Source organism: Xanthomonas sp. NCPPB 1132 (genome assembly GCF_056629235.1).
The window spans coordinates 744,692-762,144 of the sequence record NZ_CM152819.1; the positions used below are offsets into that span (position 1 = coordinate 744,692).

17 protein-coding genes and 1 riboswitch are annotated in these 17,453 nt (G+C 68.3%); of the genes, 10 read left to right on the forward strand and 7 right to left on the reverse strand.

Annotation, left to right across the window (positions count from 1 at the left end; genetic code table 11):
* Nucleotides 1-24: 24 nt before the first annotated feature.
* The 3 genes from btuB to AC1G9L_RS03330 form a co-directional block, all read right to left on the reverse strand.
* Nucleotides 25-1,896 carry a TonB-dependent vitamin B12 receptor gene (btuB, locus tag AC1G9L_RS03320; RefSeq protein WP_019801500.1) on the reverse strand — a complete coding sequence of 624 codons (1,872 nt, stop codon included), beginning with the start codon at nt 1,894-1,896 and terminating at the stop codon, nt 25-27.
* 114 nt (nt 1,897-2,010) lie between these two features.
* Nucleotides 2,011-2,228: riboswitch (cobalamin riboswitch) on the reverse strand.
* A gap of 25 nt (nt 2,229-2,253) precedes the next feature.
* Nucleotides 2,254-2,682: a TfoX/Sxy family protein gene (locus AC1G9L_RS03325; protein ID WP_481070273.1), complete on the reverse strand. Its 429-nt coding sequence runs from the start codon at nt 2,680-2,682 to the stop codon at nt 2,254-2,256.
* The gene (locus tag AC1G9L_RS03330) at nt 2,679-3,161 is read right to left on the reverse strand and encodes a GAF domain-containing protein (RefSeq protein ID WP_017912553.1); all 483 of its coding nucleotides are present in this window, start codon (nt 3,159-3,161) and stop codon (nt 2,679-2,681) included. Before AC1G9L_RS03330 ends, AC1G9L_RS03325 begins: the two co-directional genes overlap by 4 nt.
* 120 nt (nt 3,162-3,281) lie before the next feature.
* Here AC1G9L_RS03330 and bioD point away from each other — a divergent pair, with 120 nt between their 5' ends.
* Entirely contained in the window at nt 3,282-3,971 is a 690-nt protein-coding gene (gene bioD, locus AC1G9L_RS03335) for a dethiobiotin synthase (RefSeq protein WP_481070274.1), read from the forward strand.
* Nucleotides 3,972-4,239: 268 nt separating this feature from the next.
* On the opposite strand, the gene AC1G9L_RS03340 is transcribed toward bioD, so the two are convergent.
* The 3 genes from AC1G9L_RS03340 to AC1G9L_RS03350 form a co-directional block, all read right to left on the reverse strand.
* Nucleotides 4,240-4,617 carry a phasin family protein gene (locus tag AC1G9L_RS03340; RefSeq protein WP_010343827.1) on the reverse strand — a complete coding sequence of 126 codons (378 nt, stop codon included), beginning with the start codon at nt 4,615-4,617 and terminating at the stop codon, nt 4,240-4,242.
* Nucleotides 4,618-4,897: 280 nt separating this feature from the next.
* Entirely contained in the window at nt 4,898-5,257 is a 360-nt protein-coding gene (queD, locus tag AC1G9L_RS03345; protein ID WP_019800209.1) for a 6-carboxytetrahydropterin synthase QueD, read from the reverse strand.
* Between the two features lie 176 nt (nt 5,258-5,433).
* Entirely contained in the window at nt 5,434-6,798 is a 1,365-nt protein-coding gene (locus tag AC1G9L_RS03350) for a DEAD/DEAH box helicase (RefSeq protein WP_481070275.1), read from the reverse strand.
* 344 nt (nt 6,799-7,142) lie between these two features.
* Here AC1G9L_RS03350 and AC1G9L_RS03355 point away from each other — a divergent pair, with 344 nt between their 5' ends.
* Together AC1G9L_RS03355 and maiA are read left to right on the forward strand one after the other, a co-directional pair.
* Nucleotides 7,143-8,132, forward strand: coding sequence for a fumarylacetoacetate hydrolase family protein (locus AC1G9L_RS03355; RefSeq protein WP_019799922.1), 990 nt, complete (start codon nt 7,143-7,145; stop codon nt 8,130-8,132).
* Between the two features lie 89 nt (nt 8,133-8,221).
* Complete coding sequence (gene maiA / locus AC1G9L_RS03360) at nt 8,222-8,878, forward strand: maleylacetoacetate isomerase (RefSeq protein ID WP_019799923.1); 657 nt, start codon at nt 8,222-8,224, stop codon at nt 8,876-8,878.
* Nucleotides 8,879-9,334: 456 nt separating this feature from the next.
* Here the strand turns inward: maiA and AC1G9L_RS03365 are convergent, their stop codons facing one another.
* Nucleotides 9,335-10,474: a PilT/PilU family type 4a pilus ATPase gene (locus AC1G9L_RS03365; protein ID WP_010340231.1), complete on the reverse strand. Its 1,140-nt coding sequence runs from the start codon at nt 10,472-10,474 to the stop codon at nt 9,335-9,337.
* 99 nt (nt 10,475-10,573) lie between these two features.
* Between AC1G9L_RS03365 and AC1G9L_RS03370 the strand changes: the two genes are divergently transcribed.
* The 7 genes from AC1G9L_RS03370 (at nt 10,574) to AC1G9L_RS03400 (ending at nt 17,442) form a co-directional block, all read left to right on the forward strand.
* Complete coding sequence (locus tag AC1G9L_RS03370; RefSeq protein ID WP_010340230.1) at nt 10,574-10,966, forward strand: DUF4398 domain-containing protein; 393 nt, start codon at nt 10,574-10,576, stop codon at nt 10,964-10,966.
* A 17-nt stretch (nt 10,967-10,983) separates the two neighbouring features.
* Complete coding sequence (locus AC1G9L_RS03375) at nt 10,984-11,856, forward strand: OmpA family protein (RefSeq protein ID WP_371183539.1); 873 nt, start codon at nt 10,984-10,986, stop codon at nt 11,854-11,856.
* Between the two features lie 333 nt (nt 11,857-12,189).
* Nucleotides 12,190-12,408, forward strand: coding sequence for an HP1242/YdcH family protein (locus AC1G9L_RS03380; RefSeq protein ID WP_010340228.1), 219 nt, complete (start codon nt 12,190-12,192; stop codon nt 12,406-12,408).
* A gap of 192 nt (nt 12,409-12,600) precedes the next feature.
* Entirely contained in the window at nt 12,601-13,971 is a 1,371-nt protein-coding gene (locus AC1G9L_RS03385; protein WP_010340227.1) for a pyridoxal-phosphate dependent enzyme, read from the forward strand.
* An 82-nt stretch (nt 13,972-14,053) separates the two neighbouring features.
* Nucleotides 14,054-15,241: a cystathionine gamma-synthase gene (locus AC1G9L_RS03390; protein WP_019799023.1), complete on the forward strand. Its 1,188-nt coding sequence runs from the start codon at nt 14,054-14,056 to the stop codon at nt 15,239-15,241.
* Between the two features lies 1 nt (nt 15,242).
* Nucleotides 15,243-16,076, forward strand: coding sequence for an ABC transporter permease (locus AC1G9L_RS03395; protein WP_019799022.1), 834 nt, complete (start codon nt 15,243-15,245; stop codon nt 16,074-16,076).
* A gap of 31 nt (nt 16,077-16,107) precedes the next feature.
* A complete protein-coding gene (locus AC1G9L_RS03400) occupies nt 16,108-17,442 on the forward strand; it encodes a Wzt carbohydrate-binding domain-containing protein (RefSeq protein WP_019799021.1) in 1,335 nt (444 codons plus the stop codon).
* The last annotated feature ends 11 nt before the right edge of the window (nt 17,443-17,453 follow it).

Genomic DNA, 17,453 nt, shown 5'->3' on the forward strand with positions numbered 1-17,453 from the left:
TCCGGCACAGCGCGACGCATGGCGTCAGCGCGCCGCCGGCGCGTAGCGCAGGGTCAGCGCGTATTCGCGGCCCGGCTGGTTGTACCAGTTCACCGTCTGGTAGTCGCGATCGAACACGTTGCTGGCCTTGGCCTGCAGCGTCCAGTCCGGGGTGAACGCGTATTCCGCGCGCAGGTCGACGGTGCCGTAGCCGGCCAGGCGCACGCGGTTGGCCGCGTCGTCGAAGCGGTGGCCGCTGCCGAACACGGTGACGCCGAGCTTGACCGGGCCGATGCCGCGGTCCACGTCCAGGCGTGCGGTGTTCTGCGCGCGGCGCGCCAGCCAGTTGTCGCGGTTGTCGCCGTCGCTGCGGTTGCGCGGATCGGTGTGGCTCAGCTGCGCCGACAGTTCCCAGCCGGCCAGCAGCGCATAGCCGGTCAGTTCGGCGCCGCGGATGCGCGCTTCGTCCACGTTCACCGGCAGGAAGCTGATCGCGTCGTAGGAGATCAGGTCCTTGACCCGGGTCTCATAGGCGTTGAAGGTCCAGTTCCAGCTGTCGGCATACTGCGCAATGCCGAGGTTGCCGCTCTTGGAACGTTCCGGCTTCAACGCCGGATTGCCGGCGAACGGGTAGTACAGGTCGTTGAAGGTCGGCGCCTTGAAGCCGGTGCCGACGCTGGCGGTGAGCTTGAGGCCATGCGCCAGTGCCAGGCCCCAGCCGAGGCTGCCGGTGGTGTGCTCGCCGAACTGTTCGTTGTCGTCGCTGCGCACGCTGGCCTGCACCTGCTGCGCGCCGAAGCGGCCCTGGTACTCGGCGAACACGCCGGTGTTGTCACGGCTGTCGACGTCGAAGGCGGTGGTGCTGGTGACGTGCTCGCGCTGCCAGTCGCTGCCGACGCTGAGCAGATGGCCTTCGGCCAGGCTGATGTCGCCCTGCAGCGCGGCGGTGTCGCGGCGGCTGTCGAAGGTGCTGATGAAGCTGCGGGTGCGCGCGCCCGGCGCACGGTAGTAGCTGTCGGCGTCGTCGACGTTGCGGCCCAGTTGCGCGGCCAGGTGCAGGCGATCGGAGGGCGTCCAGTCGAGCTTGCCGCTGAACACCTGCTGGGTGTTGTCGGCCTCGTTGCCGGCGAACAGCGGATCGCCGTCGTATTCGTTGCGGCTGTCGATGTTCAGCGCCTGGCCCTCGATGCGCAGCGTGTCAGTGAGGGCGTAGCCGCCGCGCGCGCTCAGCGAGACGTTGCGGTAGCCGTCGCGGTCGGGTTGGTCGACGAAGCAGCCGGCGAACAGCGTGGCCGAGCCATTGCAGGCATTGATGCCGTCGGTCTTCTGGTAGCCGCCCTGCACGGCCAGCCAGCCGCGCTCGCCGCGGTTACTGAAGCCGGCGCCGGCCTCGCGCAGGCCATGGCTGCCGCCGCCCAGGCTCAGGTTCTGCTGGAAGCCCTGGCCACCGCGGCGGGTGAAGATCTGGATGACGCCGCCGATCGCGTCGGAGCCGTACAGGCTCGAGCGCGGGCCGCGCACGATCTCGATGCGCTCGATCTGGCTCAGCGGCAGGTCCTGGAACGCGGCCAGGCCGGCGCTGGCCGAGCCGATGCGCACGCCGTCCACCAGCACCAGCACGTGGTCCGATTCGCTGCCGCGCAGGTTCAGCGTGGTCAGCTTGCCCAGGCCGCCCTGGTTGGAGACGCCGATGCCGGCGCGGCCCTGCAGCAGCTGCGCCAGCGACGTGGCCTGGCTGCGCTCGATCTCGGCGCGGTCGATGACCTGCGCCGGCACCACGCTGTCCTCCACCGAGATCTGGGTGCGGGTGGCGGTGACCAGGACCTGGTCGAGGTCGGTGGCGGCATCGGCGGCGTGGGCCAGCGCGGGCAGGGACAGGGCGGACGCGATCGCGACCGAAAGCAGGCGGGACGACATGGGTGGCAACTCCGGCGCGCGGCTGCGCGCTGTGACGGCAAGGGAGTCGCGAACGGAAGGTGCAAGCGGACGGCGCCGGACACGGCGCGGCACGCCGCGACGCCCTCCGCATCGCAACCAGTGAACTGCAAGGCCGGTCTCCGGGCTGGCGATCAGGGAGGTGGACCTCCCGGCTGCGACGCCTTCCCATGCCCGGGGCACAGTGGCGCAGGTCGTCAGCGCGGATCGCTTACCGTTGCGGGGGCAGCGCCGGCCTTGTCGCAAGACGCACCGGCTTCCCGTTTCAACCCGCTGGCCGGAGCCGGCGGGTCACCTTGAAGCGGCGCGATTGTACGCGATCGCCGCTGCCCGCGCGGCTCAGTCTGCGTGTGCGCCGTGGCCGTCGTCGTCGCCGTGATGGTCGCCCACCGGGGTGTCGTGCGGGTCCTGCGCGTAGGCGCCGTCGGCGTCATCGTCGCCGCGCGCGTCGTCGCGGTCGAAATGGGTGGTCGCCACCGGCCCGGCGACCGGCAGGCCGCGCTGCGCCGGCAGCGCCGCCGTCGCGGCTTCCAGCTCGCCCAGCAACTGCGCGCGCCGCGCCTCGGACAGTTCCTGCCAGTGGCAGCCGCTGAGCGCGCCTTCCAGCGAATACAGCAGGTTGAGGCTGGGTTTGAAGCCGGCGCGCTTGACCTTGACGAAGGCGCCGACCGCGCCGGCCGCCTCCAGGTCCTGCTGCGTGCGCACGCCGACCTGGCGCAGCCACGCCGCGCTCTTGGGGCCGATGTTGCGCAGCTTGGTGGTGCTCATCGCAGGCTGTCGACGAAGACCTGGGCGATCGCTTCCAGGCCGCGCTGATCGTCGGCGTCGAAGCGGGCCAGGTCGGGGCTGTCCAGATCGAACACGCCCACCAGCGCGCTGTCGCGCAGCAGCGGCACCACCAGTTCCGAACGCGAGGCCGCATCGCAGGCGATGTGCCCGGGGAAGGCCTCCACGTCGTCGATGCGCTGGGTCTGGCCGCTGCTGGCGGCCGCACCGCACACGCCCTTGTGCAGCGGAATGCGCACGCAGGCCGGCAGGCCCTGGAACGGCCCGACCACCAGTTCCTTGCCGTCGTAGAAGTAGAAACCGACCCAGTTCAGCCGCGGCAGCGCGTGGTACACCAGCGCGGCCAGGTTGGCGGCATTGGCGATGCGGTCGGGCTCCCCGGCGACCAGGGCGCGGGCCTGGTCGAGCAACTGGGCGTACTGTTCCGGCTTGCTGCCGGTGAGCGAGGACGAGGCGAACATCGCGCGAGTCTAGCAGCGCGCTGCGTCCGCCGGCACCGCGGCGGCTGACGCGCGCGGCGCGCCCGGCTATCCTGCGCGCCGCCGCGCGTCCCGCCGGCCAACCGACAGGGTTTCGCTTGCATGGCTGTTTCCGCCTTCTACGTCACCGGCACCGATACCGGCATCGGCAAGACCATCGCCAGCACCGCGCTGCTGCACGCCCTGCGCGCGCGCGGCCAGCGCGCGGTGGGGATGAAGCCGGTGGCCAGCGGCTGCACGCTCGAGGCCGACGGCTGGCGCAACGAGGACGCGCTGGCGCTGCAGGATGCGAGCGCGCCGCGCCCGCACTACGACGATCTCAATCCGTACGCGCTGCCGTTGCCGCTGGCGCCGGAACTGGCCGCCGCCGATGCCGGCGTGCAGCTGGAGCTGGCGCCGATCGCGGCCGCGTTCGACCGCCTGCGCGCGCAGGCCGACGTGGTGGTGGTGGAAGGCGTCGGCGGCTGGGCGGCGCCGCTGTCGGCGACGCTGGACCAGGCCGATCTGGCGCGCGCGCTGCGGCTGCCGGTGGTGCTGGTGGTTGGCCTGCGCCTGGGCTGCCTCAACCACGCCCGGCTCAGCGCCGCGGCGATCGCCGCCGACGGCCTTCAGTGCATCGGCTGGATCGGCAACGAGATCGATCCGGCGATGGAGCGCATCGACGACAACATGGCGATGCTGCGCACGCGCCTGCCGATGCCGTGTTGGGGGCGGTTGCCGTACCGGCCGCAACCGCAGGCCGAGCAGTTGGCGGCGCAGTTGCAGCCGTGGGCGGGCATGTCGCCGGACTGATCGACTGCCGGGCGGGTTGTGTGGGAGGGGCTTCAGTTCCGACGCCTCACCAACCAAGCATCGGTGCCGACGCTCTTCCTGCAAGAAAGACAGAAGCGCCACAGCGCACGGGATCAACCAATCCCGAATCCCCACTCCCAAATCCCACCCACAAAAAAAGGCCCGGTAGAGGGAGGGATCTACCGGGCCTTGGGGTTGCACGGGGGGAGGGACCCATGCAGACCGAGGGTGCGTCGGGCGGCGGACCGCAGCGACGTCGAATCGGGTGCTACTTCGCGGCGGGCTTGGCCTTGGGCGCGGCCTGTTCGGTCGCCGCCTCGAACTGGTGCTTGGCGAGCTGGCCGATGGCCTCGGAGGTCTTCAGGCCCAGGCCGAACACTTCCTGGTTGGCCGTGGCCAGCCGCTCGAAGTTGTCGCGGGCGATCTGCAGGCCCTTCGGCCACAGCGCCTGCACGGTGCCCAGGTCGCGCGCCTCGGTCAGTTCGCCGAGGAAGCCGGTGGTGGCCGACACGTTCTTCTCGAAGGTCTTCAACTGCACGCCGAACACGCTCTCGGCGCTCTCCAGCGCCAGTCGGTTGGCACGCGCCGCGGCAGCGGCGAACTGCTGGGTGTAGCTGCTGAACTGGTCGTTGAATTGAGCGGACATCATGCAACTCCGTTGGAATGCCGACTGCTGTTGCAGTGCAACATACGCCCATTCTGCTGCGATGCAACAAAATTTTCTGAAGCCGCTCAGGATTCGTTCAAACTGTCTTTCTGATCAATGGTTTGGCCAAATTCCGCCAGCCCTCGCCGGACGCCTCCGCACCCCTGTTAGGCGCCAACTGCGCGCGCCGAGGACAGGGCGGGCAGGCACTGGATGCCCTCGGTCGTCGCAGTGCCGCTCTTACGATTCCCGAATCCCCATTCCCCATTCCCGGCCTTCTTCAAGCCGGCCCGCGATACCGGCACCCAGAGGTGCAGGTCTCGTGCACCACCACCTCGCTCAGCAGCGGCAGCGCCGGCTTGAGCCGCTCCCAGATCCACACCGCCAGGCGTTCGCTGGTGGGGTTGTCCAGCCCGTCGATATCGTTGAGGTAGTGGTGGTCGAGCTGGTCGTAGAGCGGACGGAACGCCGCCTTGATGTCGCCGAAATCCATGACCCAGCCGCTCTCGGCGCCGGGTTCGCCGCTGACGTGCAATTCGATGCGGAACGAGTGGCCGTGCAGGCGCGCGCACTTGTGGCCGGGCGGCACGTTGGGCAGGCGGTGCGCTGCTTCGAGGGTGAAGACTTTGAAGATATCCATGGGCGGCATTGTACGGTCAGGGGTGGAGCGGCATGGCGCGGTGCGGGACGCGCGAAACGGACGACGTGGCGTGCCGCAGGGCCGGCGACAGGCACGCGACGTCCGGGTGCAGCGGACAAAAAAGGCCGCCCCGAAGGGCGGCCTGGGTGCGTGCGGAGCGCGCGGCCGCGGATGGCTCAGCGCGGCGCGGCGGGACGGTTGCCGCCGTTGCCGTGGCGGCGACCCTGGCCTTGGCGGCGCGCGCCGTCGGCGTGGTTGCCGCCGGGCTTCTTGCTGCCGGCATGCGCGTGCGCCGGCGCATCGCCGTGGCCGCGGCGGGCGTGGCTGCCGCGGCGCGGCGGACGCTGGCCGCCCGGGCGCTCGTCCGGCGGGTTGTTGTTGCCCCAGCGGATCGGCGTGACCGGCTCGAAACCGGGCACGTCGCGGATGTCCATGTCGCGCTTGAGCAGGCGCGCGATCGCGCGCAGCAGCTTGGCCTCGTCCTGCGCCACCAGCGACACCGCCTCGCCCTGCGCGCCGTTGCGGCCGGTGCGGCCGATGCGGTGCACGTAGTCCTCGGCGACCATCGGCAGGTCGTAGTTGATGACCTTGGGCAACTGGTCGATGTCGATGCCGCGCGCGGCGATGTCGGTGGCCACCAGCACGGTGATGCGGCCGGCCTTGAAGTCGCCGAGCGCGCGCAGGCGCTGGCCCTGGCTCTTGTTGCCATGGATCGCCGCGGCCTTGATCCCGGACTTGTCCAGGAACGTGGTCAGCTTGTCGGCACCGTGCTTGGTGCGGGCGAACACCAGGGTCTGCTTGCGCGAGTCGGCGGCCAGCAGGTGCAGCAGCAGTTCGCGCTTGCGCGCGCCGTCCACCGGATGCACGCGGTGGGCGATGGTGTCGGCCACGGTGTTGCTCGGGGTCGCCTGGATTTCCTGCGGGTCGCGCATGAACTCGCGGGCCAGCTGCTTGATGCCTTCCTCGAAGGTGGCCGAGAACAGCAGGGTCTGGCGGTTCTGCCGCGGCAGCTTGGCGAGGATGCGCTTGATCGACGGCAGGAAGCCCATGTCGAGCATGCGGTCGGCCTCGTCCAGCACCAGGATCTCGATGCCGGACAGGTCCACGCTGCGGCGCTCGAGGTGGTCGAGCAGGCGGCCCGGGCAGGCGATCAGCAGGTCCACGCCACGGCGCAGCGCGTCGAGCTGGTTGCCCATGCCCACGCCGCCGTAGATGGTGGCGCTGGGGATGCGCAGGTACTTGCTGTAGCCGCGCAGGCTGTCGTGGACCTGGGTGGCCAGTTCGCGGGTCGGGGTCAGCACCAGGGCGCGCGGCTTGCGCGGGCCGGCGCCCACGGTCTGCGGCGAGGTGCCCAGGTGCTGCAGCAGCGGCAGGCCGAACGCGGCGGTCTTGCCGGTGCCGGTCTGCGCGCCGGCCATCAGGTCATGGCCTTCCAGGGCGACGGGAATGGCCTGCGCCTGGATCGGGGTGGGGGTTTCGTAGCCCTGCTCGGCCAGCGCGCGCAGCAGGAAGGGCGCAAGGCCCAGGGATTCGAACGACATGAGAATGCTCCGGATAACGCGCCGACGCCGGGACTGACCCGGCGCGCAGGCGCAAGTAGGTGAGGCTCGGAGCGTTCCCGTGAACCGCGCTGCGAGAGGGTGGATCAACCCGCAGCGCGAGGCTGGGGTTCGTCGGCACCACGAAAGGCGTCGGGCGGGGCGGGCGAGTCGGATCGTTGCGATCCTGGCCTCGCCGGCGATCCCTGAGGGAAACGGACGGCCGCATGCAGACCCGGGCAGTGTACCTGAATTGGCGCGCTGCACAAAATGCGGGTCCGTTTCAGTTGAAACCAAGCCGCCGTCTGGCCGTACAATCGCCGCTCAGCCCCCAGCACTGGACGGACATGAAGCTAGGTTCCCTGAAGGAAGGCGGTCGCGACGGCACCCTGATCGTCGTGTCCCGCGATCTGACCCGCGCGGTGCGCGCCACCGGCATCGCGCCGACCCTGCAGCGCGCGCTGGAGGACTGGAGCAACCTCGCCCCGCGCCTGAATGCCCTGTCCGAGTCGCTCAACGACGGCAGCGCCGACGGCCAGTTCGACCTGGACATGGCGGCGCTGGCCGCGCCGCTGCCGCGCGCCTACGAGTTCCTCGATGGCAGCGCCTACCTGCCGCACGTGGAGCGCGTGCGCCGCGCGCGCGGCGCCGAGGTGCCGGAGAGCTTCTACACCGACCCGCTGATGTACCAGGCGGTCAGCGCCGGCTTCTACGGCCCGCGCGATGCGGTCAAGGTGGTCAGCGAGGACTACGGCATCGACCTGGAGGCCGAGATCGTGGTGGTCACCGACGACGTGCCGATGGCGGTCACGCCCGCACAGGCTGCCGCGCACATCCAGTTGATCGGTCTGGTCAACGACGTGTCGCTGCGTAACCTGATTCCGCCGGAACTGGCCAAGGGCTTCGGCTTCGTGCAGTCCAAGCCGCGTTCGGCGCTGTCGCCGGTGTTCGTCACTCCCGACGAACTGGGCGAGGCCTGGCGCGACAACAAGGTGCACCTGCCGCTGCTGACCCACATCAACGGCACCTGGTTCGGCGCGCCGGAAGCCGGCGAGGACATGCAGTTCGATTTCGCGCAGTTGGTCGCGCACGCGGCCAAGACCCGCCCGCTGGCGGCCGGCGCGGTGGTCGGTTCGGGCACCATCGCCAACCAGGACACCACGCGCGGCGCCTCCTGCTTCGCCGAACAGCGCACCGTGGAAACCCTGCGCGACGGCAAGCCGAGCACGCCGTACATGTCCTTCGGCGACGTGGTGCGGATCGAGATGCTGGACCGTGACGGAGTGAGCATCTTCGGCGCGATCGAGCAGCGTATCGAGCAGGCGCCGCTGCCCTGACCCGGCCGGCGGCGGTGCCGGGGCGACCGGCGGCGTCGCAGCCCAGGTGTCCACCGGTATCGTTGTCGATTGCGCAGACGGAGGCGGGCATGGACGAGGCACTGCAGCTCTACACCTACTGGCGCTCCAGCGCCGCGTATCGGGTGCGCATCGGGCTGGAGCTGAAGGGGCTGGCCTACCAGTCGCTGCCGGTGCACCTGGTGCGCGACGGCGGGCAGCAGCACTCGCCGAAGTATGCGCGGCTGAACCCGCAGGAACTGGTGCCGACCCTGTGCCACGACGGCCAGCCGATCCGCCAATCGCTGGCGATCCTGGAGTACCTGGACGAGCGCTGGCCGGAGCCGCCGCTGCTGCCGGACGCGCCGATCGACCGCGCCCGCGTGCGCGGCCTGGCGCAACTGATCGCCTGCGACATCCACCCGCTCAACAACCTGCGCGTGGCGCAGTTCTTCGAGAGCGCCTGGAACGTGCCGCAGCCCGAGCGCGAGGAGTGGATGCGGCACTGGATGCAGGTCGGCTTCGACGCGCTGGAGCAGTTGCTGGCCGAGTCGCCGGACACCGGCAGTTTCTGCCACGGCGAGCAGCCGGGCCTGGCCGATTGCTGCCTGGTGCCGCAGCTGTACAACGCGCGCCGTTTCGGCGTGGACCTGCAGGCCTATCCGACCCTGGAGCGGATCGAGCGCGCCTGCCTGGCATTGCCGGCCTTCGACGCGGCACGCCCGGAACACCAGCCGGACGCACAGTGAATTTCGCTGTGTCGTAGGAGCGGCTTCAGCCGCGACCGGTCTGCCGGTATGCGCGATCGGCCGAAGCTGCCGCCATGCCTGTCGCCCCGCGGCGACCGCCGCTGGACCCCCGGTCCGCTGTTGCCGCCGATGCTGCGGAACCGGCGCGACCAGGCGTCTACCAATGCCCGGTCGCGGCTGAAGCCGCCCCTACGAAGTCGCTCCCACAGACGCTTGCGGCTAACTCGCTGGGTGCACTGTGGGAGGGACTTCAGTCCCGACGCGCAGTTGCTTGGACGTGGCGTTTGCCTCGGCAAGGGCGACCCGCGGCGACCGCCGCTGGATCCTCCGGTCCGCCGTTGCCGCCATCGCTGCGGGACCGGCGCGACCAGGCGTCTGCCAATGCCCCGGTCGCGGCTGAAGCCGCTCTTACGCAGCTATTCCTGCATAGGCGCCGCAGTGCTTGCGGCGATGCGCTCAGACGAAGCCGTGGGTGATGCGCGGCGCGGCGCTGGGGCCGCTGTCATAGTCGGCGTAGGGGTCGTGTTCGCCGCTGCCGCCTTCGGACAGGCGGAACTTCAGGGCCAGGCCGTCGCGCGAGTCGGCCGCGCGCAGCGCTTCCTCCTGCTCGATCTGGCCCTGCTTGACCATGCGGAACAGGCACTGGTCGAAGGTCTCCATGCCGTCCTCCAGCGACTCCTCCATCGCCTGCTTGATCTCGTGGACCTGCCCGCGCCGCAGCAGGTCGCGGATCATCGGCGTGTTCAGCAGGACTTCCGAGGCCGGCCGGCGGCGACCGGTGTTGTCCTTGACCAGACGCTGCGAGATCACCGCGCGCAGGTTCAGCGACAGGTTCATCAACACGTTCTTGTGCGCGCTCTCGGGGAAGAAGTTGAGGATGCGCTCGATGGTCTGGTCGGCGTTGTTGGAGTGCAGGGTGGCCAGGCACAGGTGCCCGGTCTCGGCGAAGGCGATGGCCGCCTCCATGGTCTCCGCGTCCAGGATCTCGCCGATCAGGATCACGTCCGGCGCCTCGCGCATCGCGTTCTTCAGCGCGTTGTGGAAGGCGTGGGTGTCCAGGCCCACCTCGCGCTGGTTGACGATGGACATCTTGTGCTTGTGCAGGTATTCGATCGGGTCCTCGATGGTGAGGATGTGCCCGGTGGTGGTGCTGTTGCGGTAGTCGATCATCGACGCCAGCGAGGTGGACTTGCCCGAGCCAGTCGAGCCGACCACCAGGACCAGCCCGCGCGGGGTCATGATCACGTCCTTGAGCACCTGCGGCAGGTGCAGTTCCTCGATGCTGGGGATCTTGCTGCGGATCGCGCGGATCACCATGCCGACCTCGCCGCGCTGCTTGAACACGTTGACGCGGAAGCGCCCGGCGTCCTGCAGGGCGATGGCCATGTTCAATTCCAGCTCCCGCTCGAACTGCGGCACCTGGCCCTCGTCCATCAGCGAATAGGCGATTTTCTTGACCATGCCCGGCGGCAGGCCGGTGGCGCCGAGCGGGTACAGCTTGCCTTCGATCTTGATATAGACCGGTGCTCCTGTGGTCAGGAACATGTCCGAGGCGTTCTTTTCGGTCATCAGCTTCAGGAAATAGCCGATATCCATGCGCAATGGTTCCCCAACAATCCGCAATCGCCCGTTGCAAGCGCGCCACAGGCTTCCGACAATGGCCGTGATCGACGTCTCCGTCCACGGCCCCCCTAGATGAAAACTAGCTTCGCACACTTCCGTTGTCAGCAGTATGTGATGGCCTGCGCATTGGCGTTGTTCGCCGCGCCGGCCGCGTTCGCCCAGGTGGCCTCGCCGGAGTTGCTGGCCGCGCAGCAGGCGGTGCAGCGTGCGATCCAGGCCGATGCCGACCAGTATGCGCCGGACCTGCTGGCCAGCGCCCGCCAGGGCCTGGAGCAGGCGCAGCAGGCCGAGCTCGACCGCCGCCAGCGCAAGACCGCGCCGCAGCTGGCGCTGCGCGTGGCCGCCGATGCCGACCTGGCGCGCGCGCGCAGCGAGGAGGCGGTGGCCAATGCGCAACTGAAGCAGCGCCAGGCCGAGGTGGCCCAGCTGCAACAGACCCTGGGCACCGGGGAGGGCCGTCCATGAGCCGCGCTCTGCACGGAATGCGCCGCCTGGCCCTGCTGGCGTTGCTGCTGGCGCCGCTGGGTGCGATGGCCGCCGACGACCCGGAACTGGCCGTGCTCAACCAGCGCTTGGTGGCGCTGCAGGCTGATCCGCTGAACGCCGATGTTGCCGCCTACGAACGCCTGCAGGCGCAGCAGGCGGTGGCCAATTTTGCCAACGCCAAGCGCAAGGAGCGCGACGAGGCGCGCTACCTGGCCGAGCGCCGGGTCGAGATCGCCGAGACCATGGCCCGCGCCGAAATCGCCCGGCGCCAGGTCGACCAGTTGGAGAAGACCCGCAGCGACCTGCTGATCGAGGCCAGCCGCCGCGAGGCCGCGCGGGCTCGTCAGGAAGCCGAGCGCCTGCGCGTGCAGGCGCAGATCCAGGCCGAGGAGGCCGAGAACCTGCGCCAGGCCGCCGAGGCCGAGCAGGCGGCGCGGGCGGATGCCGATGCGGCCCTGGCCAGCGTGGCCGGACAGCAGACCGCCAAGCTCAGCGCCGCGCAGCAGAAGGCGGCCAAGCTGGCGCGCGAGGAGGCCGAACTGGTCGCCGGCACCAAGCTGCCGGCCTCGCGCTTCGAGACCCGCGGGGAGGTCTTCACCTTCTCCGGCGCGGCCTTCGGCGCCGGCAAGGCGGCGCTGTCGGGCGATGCCACGAACCAGGCCAAGGCCCTGTCGCAATACCTGCAGATCAGCAAGGGCAAGGTGCGGATCGAGGCCTACGACACCGACGCCGGCGTGGCCCAGAAGCGCGCCGATGCCTTGCGCGCGGCGCTGGTCAGCGGCGGCGTGCCCGCCAACCGGATGCAGGCGGTGGGCAAGAAGGGGGCGTCGACCAAGGCCCGTTCGGCCGAAGTTGTGATCGCGCCCTAAGTGCGTCGTGCCCTTTGCCCGAGCGTTTAACGGGGTTTTTCCCTGGGCCTGAGCGCCGAGCAACTGAATGCGGCAAAGCGGGCCTGCTTCTCTTGTCCGCGACGGTAGGGAAGCGTAGGGTCGGTAGTCCAGGCGGCACTCCCGCCGCCTGGTGCCAACGGAGGAGTCCGAGCCGATGACGCAGTGGCGCGCACCACAATCCGACGTCGCAGGAACCGCGGTTCCAGGCGTTGTGGCGGTGCAGCCGGCGGCTCGCGCGCTTCCGCTCCCAGGCAACGCCCCGTGCCGCAGCGGCCGGGGCGTTCTTGTTTCCAGCTGAAGGAGGCTATTCCTATGTTCGAAGGGCAACCGCAGACCGAAATCGACGCGTTGATCAAGTCCGATCCGGAGTTCAAGCAGCTCTACCAGCGCCACAAGACCTTGGACAAGAAGTGCATGGACGCCGAGCTCGGCGTGCTGCCGATCGACGATGTCACCCTGGCGCAGATGAAGCGCGAAAAGCTCGCGGCCAAGGAAAAGCTGCTGCGCCTTTACGAGCAGAAGCCGCACTGACCGTATCATTTCCCCTTGTCGCGGGCGGTGGCTGGCCTCCTCGTCGGCTTGCCACCGTCCGCGTCATCCCCCTGCCGAAGGCCGCGATCGCGGCTTTTTTCGTCTGCGCCACGCGCATTCTCTGACTTTCCCTCCCCGAGCGCGGATAATGCCCGGTCCAGCCGCTGCCGCGGCGCGACGCATTCGGACCCGATGGCCATTCACTCCTCCGTACTCGACCTGATCGGCGACACCCCCATCGTCAAGGCCAGCAAGCTCGACACCGGCGTGTGCGAGCTGTACCTGAAGCTGGAAAGCGCCAATCCCGGCGGTTCGATCAAGGACCGTATCGGCCTGTCGATGATCGAGGCGGCCGAGCGCCGCGGCGACCTCAAGCCCGGTGCGGTGCTGGTCGAGGGCACCGCCGGCAACACCGGCATCGGCCTGGCCCTGGTCGCCCAGCAGAAGGGCTACAAGCTGATCCTGGTGGTCCCGGACAAGATGAGCCGGGAGAAGATCTTCAACCTCAAGGCGATGGGCGCCGAGGTGGTGCTGACCCGCTCCGACGTGGCCAAGGGCCACCCCGAGTACTACCAGGACCTGGCCGCGCGCATCGCCGCCGAGACTCCGGGGGCCTACTTCATCAACCAGTTCGGCAACCCCGACAACCCGGCCGCGCACGAGTTCGGCACCGGCCCGGAGATCCTGCGGCAGATGGACGGCCGGCTGGACGCGATCGTGTTCGGCTGCGGCAGCTCCGGCACCATGACCGGCCTGTCGCGCGCCTTTGCCGCCGCCTCGCCGCACACCGAACTGGTGCTGGCCGACCCAGTCGGCTCGATCCTGACCGAGTACATCGAGCAGGGCACGGTCAGCGAGAAGTCCGGCAGCTGGCTGGTGGAGGGCATCGGCGAGGACTTCCTGCCGGCGATCTCCGATTTCAGCCGGGTCAAGAAGGCCTATTCGATCAGCGATGCCGAGAGCTTCCACACCGCGCGCGAACTGCTGGCCAAGGAGGGCATCCTCGGCGGCTCCTCCACCGGCACCCTGCTGGCGGCGGCGCTGAAGTACTGCCGCGCGCAGACCGAACCCAAGCGCGTGCTGGTGTTCGTCTGCGACACCGGCAACAAGTACCTGTCGAAGATGTACAACGACTACTGGATGCTGGACAACGGCTTCCTGGAGCGCCCGCAGCACGGCGACCTGCGCGACCTGATCCTGCGCCCGTACAGCCAGCGCGACACCGTGGTGGTCGGCCCCAAGGACCTGCTGACCACCGCCTACCAGCGCATGAAGCTGTACGACGTTTCGCAGCTGCCGGTGATGGAAGGCGATCAACTGGTGGGTATCGTCGACGAAAGCGACGTCTTGTTGCATGTATATGGCGACGAAGCGCGGTTCCGCGACCCCGTGGCCACGGCCATGGTCAGCAAGCTCGACCGGCTCGACGTCAAATCGCCGATCGAGGCCCTGCTGCCGGTGTTCGACCGCGGCCAGGTCGCCATCGTGATGAACGAGGGCGCCTTCCTGGGCCTGATCACCCGGATCGACCTGCTCAACTACCTGCGCCGCCGGGTGCAGTAATCCCTGCGGTCGGCGCGGCCCCGCTGCATGGGGCCGTTCAGACCGCGCTGCTAGAATCACGCCCCTTTTCCGGTAACCCTTCATGACGGACAACACGTCGAACCCCCATGGCGACAGCCCCGCGCTGGCGCTGGCGACCCTGGCCATCCATGGCGGACAGCACCCGGACCCGACCACCGGCGCGGTGATGCCGCCGATCTACGCGACCTCCACCTACGCCCAGTCCAGCCCCGGCGAGCACCAGGGCTTCGAGTACTCGCGTACCCACAACCCGACCCGCTTCGCCTACGAGCGCTGCGTGGCGGCCCTGGAAGGCGGCAGCCGCGGCTTCGCCTTCGCCTCCGGCATGGCCGCCACCGCCACGGTGATCGAGCTGTTGGACAGCGGCAGCCACGTGATCGCCATGGACGACCTGTACGGCGGCAGCTACCGCCTGTTCGAGCGCGTGCGCAAGCGCACCGCCGCGCTGGAATTCGGCTTCGTCGACCTGACCGATCCGGCCGCGTTCGAGGCCGCGATCCGCCCGACCACGAAGATGGTGTGGATCGAGACCCCGACCAATCCGATGCTGAAGATCGTCGATATCGCGGCGATCGCCGCGATCGCGCGCAAGCACGGCCTGCTGGTGGTGGTCGACAACACCTTCGCTTCGCCGCTGCTGCAGCGGCCGCTGGCGCTGGGCGCGGACATCGTGGTGCATTCGGCGACCAAGTACCTCAACGGCCATTCGGACATGGTCGGCGGCATGGCCGTGGTCGGCGACAACGCCGAATTGGCCGAACAACTGGCCTTCTTGCAGAACTCGGTGGGCGGTGTGCAGGGCCCGTTCGACAGCTTCCTGGCGCTGCGCGGCCTGAAGACCCTGCCGCTGCGCATGCGCGCGCACTGCGACAACGCCCTGGCGCTGGCGCAATGGCTGGAAACGCACCCGGCGGTGGAGAAGGTGATCTACCCGGGCCTGGCCTCGCATCCGCAGCATGCCCTGGCCAGCCGGCAGATGGCCGGCTATGGCGGCATCGTCTCGATCGTGCTCAAGGGCGGCTTCGAGGCGGCCAAGCGCTTCTGCGAGCGCACCCGCCTGTTCACCCTGGCCGAATCCCTGGGCGGGGTGGAGAGCCTGGTCAACCATCCTGCGGTCATGACCCATGCTTCGGTGCCTGTCGCGCGCCGCGACCAGCTCGGCATCAGCGATGCGCTGGTGCGGCTGAGTGTGGGGGTGGAGGAGTTGGGGGATTTGCAAGCCGACCTAGATCGCGCGCTGCGGAGCTGACATGCACGATGTGTTGCAACGGGCGAATCGCATTTCGCCGACCGGTCCGTTCCATGCCTGGCTGCGCCATCCCAGCTTGACGATGGAGATGACCCGGCGCGACGTGCTCGGGCGCTATCGCGGCGCCAGCTTCGGCCTGCTGTGGTCGCTGATCAGTCCCTTCATGATGCTGATCATCTATACCCTGGCATTCGGCTACGTGCTGAAATCGCGTTGGCCAGGGACCAGCGGCAATATTGCCGACTTCGCTATGCTGCTGTTCCTAGGCTTGATCGTGCATGGTCTGTTCGCCGAGTGCCTGACGCGTGCGCCCACCTTGGTCATCGGCAATTCGAACCTGGTCAAGCGGATCGTGTTTCCGCTCGATGTCCTGCCCTGGACGATGGTGCTGTCGGCGCTGTTCCACGCCTGCACCAATTCGCTGGTGTTTGTCGTGCTGAATCTGGTCGTGCGGCATGAAATGCATCCGACGCTGATCTTCCTGCCGATCGTGTTTCTGCCGCTGGCTGTCGGATTGCTCGGCCTGGGATGGCTGCTGTCCTCGCTGAGCGTCTTCCTGCGCGACATCGGGCAGATGACCGGGGTGATTGCCACGGCGACGCTATTTTTGTCTTCCGCTATCGTTCCGGTGAGCACATTGCCGCCGCAGTACCAGTTCGTTTTCCACCTCAATCCCTTGACGTTCATCATCGACGAGGCGCGCGATGTCGCGTTCTGGGGGCGCGCGCCGGATTGGGCGGGTTTGGGGATGTACACGCTCGGCGCGTTGGCGTTCGCCTATTTCGGCTACTTCGTCTTCCAGAAGACGCGCAGAGGATTCGCCGATGTCCTCTGAGCTCTTGACCGTAGCGCAATCGGACAGTCCGATGTCCAGCGACACCGACCTGGTGGTCGACGCGCGGGGCGTCGGCAAGTGCTACCACATCTACGACCGGCCTTCGCACCGCTTGTTGCAGGGCTTGGTGGGCGGCTCGCGGCGCTACTACCGGGAATTCTGGGCATTACGCGGCGCGGACCTGCAGGTGCGCCGTGGCCAGACGGTCGGTCTCATCGGTCGTAACGGCTCGGGAAAATCGACCTTCCTGCAGATGATCGCCGGCACGCTGAGCCCGACCGAGGGCAGTATCCAGGTGAAGGGGCGGGTGGCGGCATTGCTGGAACTGGGGAGTGGCTTTAATCCCGAGTTCACCGGCCGCGAGAACGTCTATCTCAATGCGGCCATCCTCGGGTTGAGCAAGGAAGAAGTGGATGCAAGCCTCGATCGCATCCTCGCGTTCGCCGACATCGGTGCGTTCATCGACCAGCCGATCCGCAGCTATTCCAGCGGTATGGTCGTGCGGTTGGCGTTCGCGGTGCAGGCGCAGGTGCATCCGCAGTTGCTGATCGTCGACGAGGCCTTGTCGGTCGGTGACGCAAAGTTCCAGGCCAAGTGCTTCGCGCGACTGAAGCAGCTCAAGGACGATGGCGCTTCGATCCTGCTGGTCAGCCATTCGGCCGATCAGATCGTGCAGCATTGCGAGTTCGCGCAGTTGCTCGATAGCGGCCGCGTCCTGCGCCAAGGCAAGCCCAAGGACGTGGTCAATGCCTACTACAACTTGTTGTTCGGCAGCAGCGATAGCGATGCTGCCGCGCCCGACGCAGCCGAGCGAGCCGAGCGGGTTGCAGACGCGCCATTCGAAGAGAGCGTGCCGTTCTCCGGCGAGGGCAGTGGTTACGAGTCGCGCCCCAACTACAATCCACATGAATTCCGTTGGGGCGACGGTGCCGCACGCATTACCGACTTCGAATTGCGGTCGGCGCAAACGCTTTATCCGCCGATTCTTGAGTCCGGTCAGGAATTGCGCCTCGTAGTCAGAATGGTATTCGAGCGTGAGGTGATCAGGCCGATTATCGGCTTCACCTTGAAGACGGCCGAGGGCGTCGTCGTTTATGGTACCAATACCGAATACAAGCCACTGCCCGCATTCACCGCCGGAGGCGCTGCCGGCAGCGTGGTGGATGTCGTGGCCGCGTTCCGCTGCGATCTGGCCGATGGCGACTATTTTCTGTCTGTCGGTGTGGCCAGCCGCGGCGAAGAGGATGTGGTGCCCCATGACAGGCGCTACGACAGCATCCATTTCAAGGTGATCAACGCCGATTTCTTCGGTATGGGCGGGCTGGACATGCGTCTGGAAGTCGCAAGTCCTCGCCAGGCTGTTTGATCATCACGCCG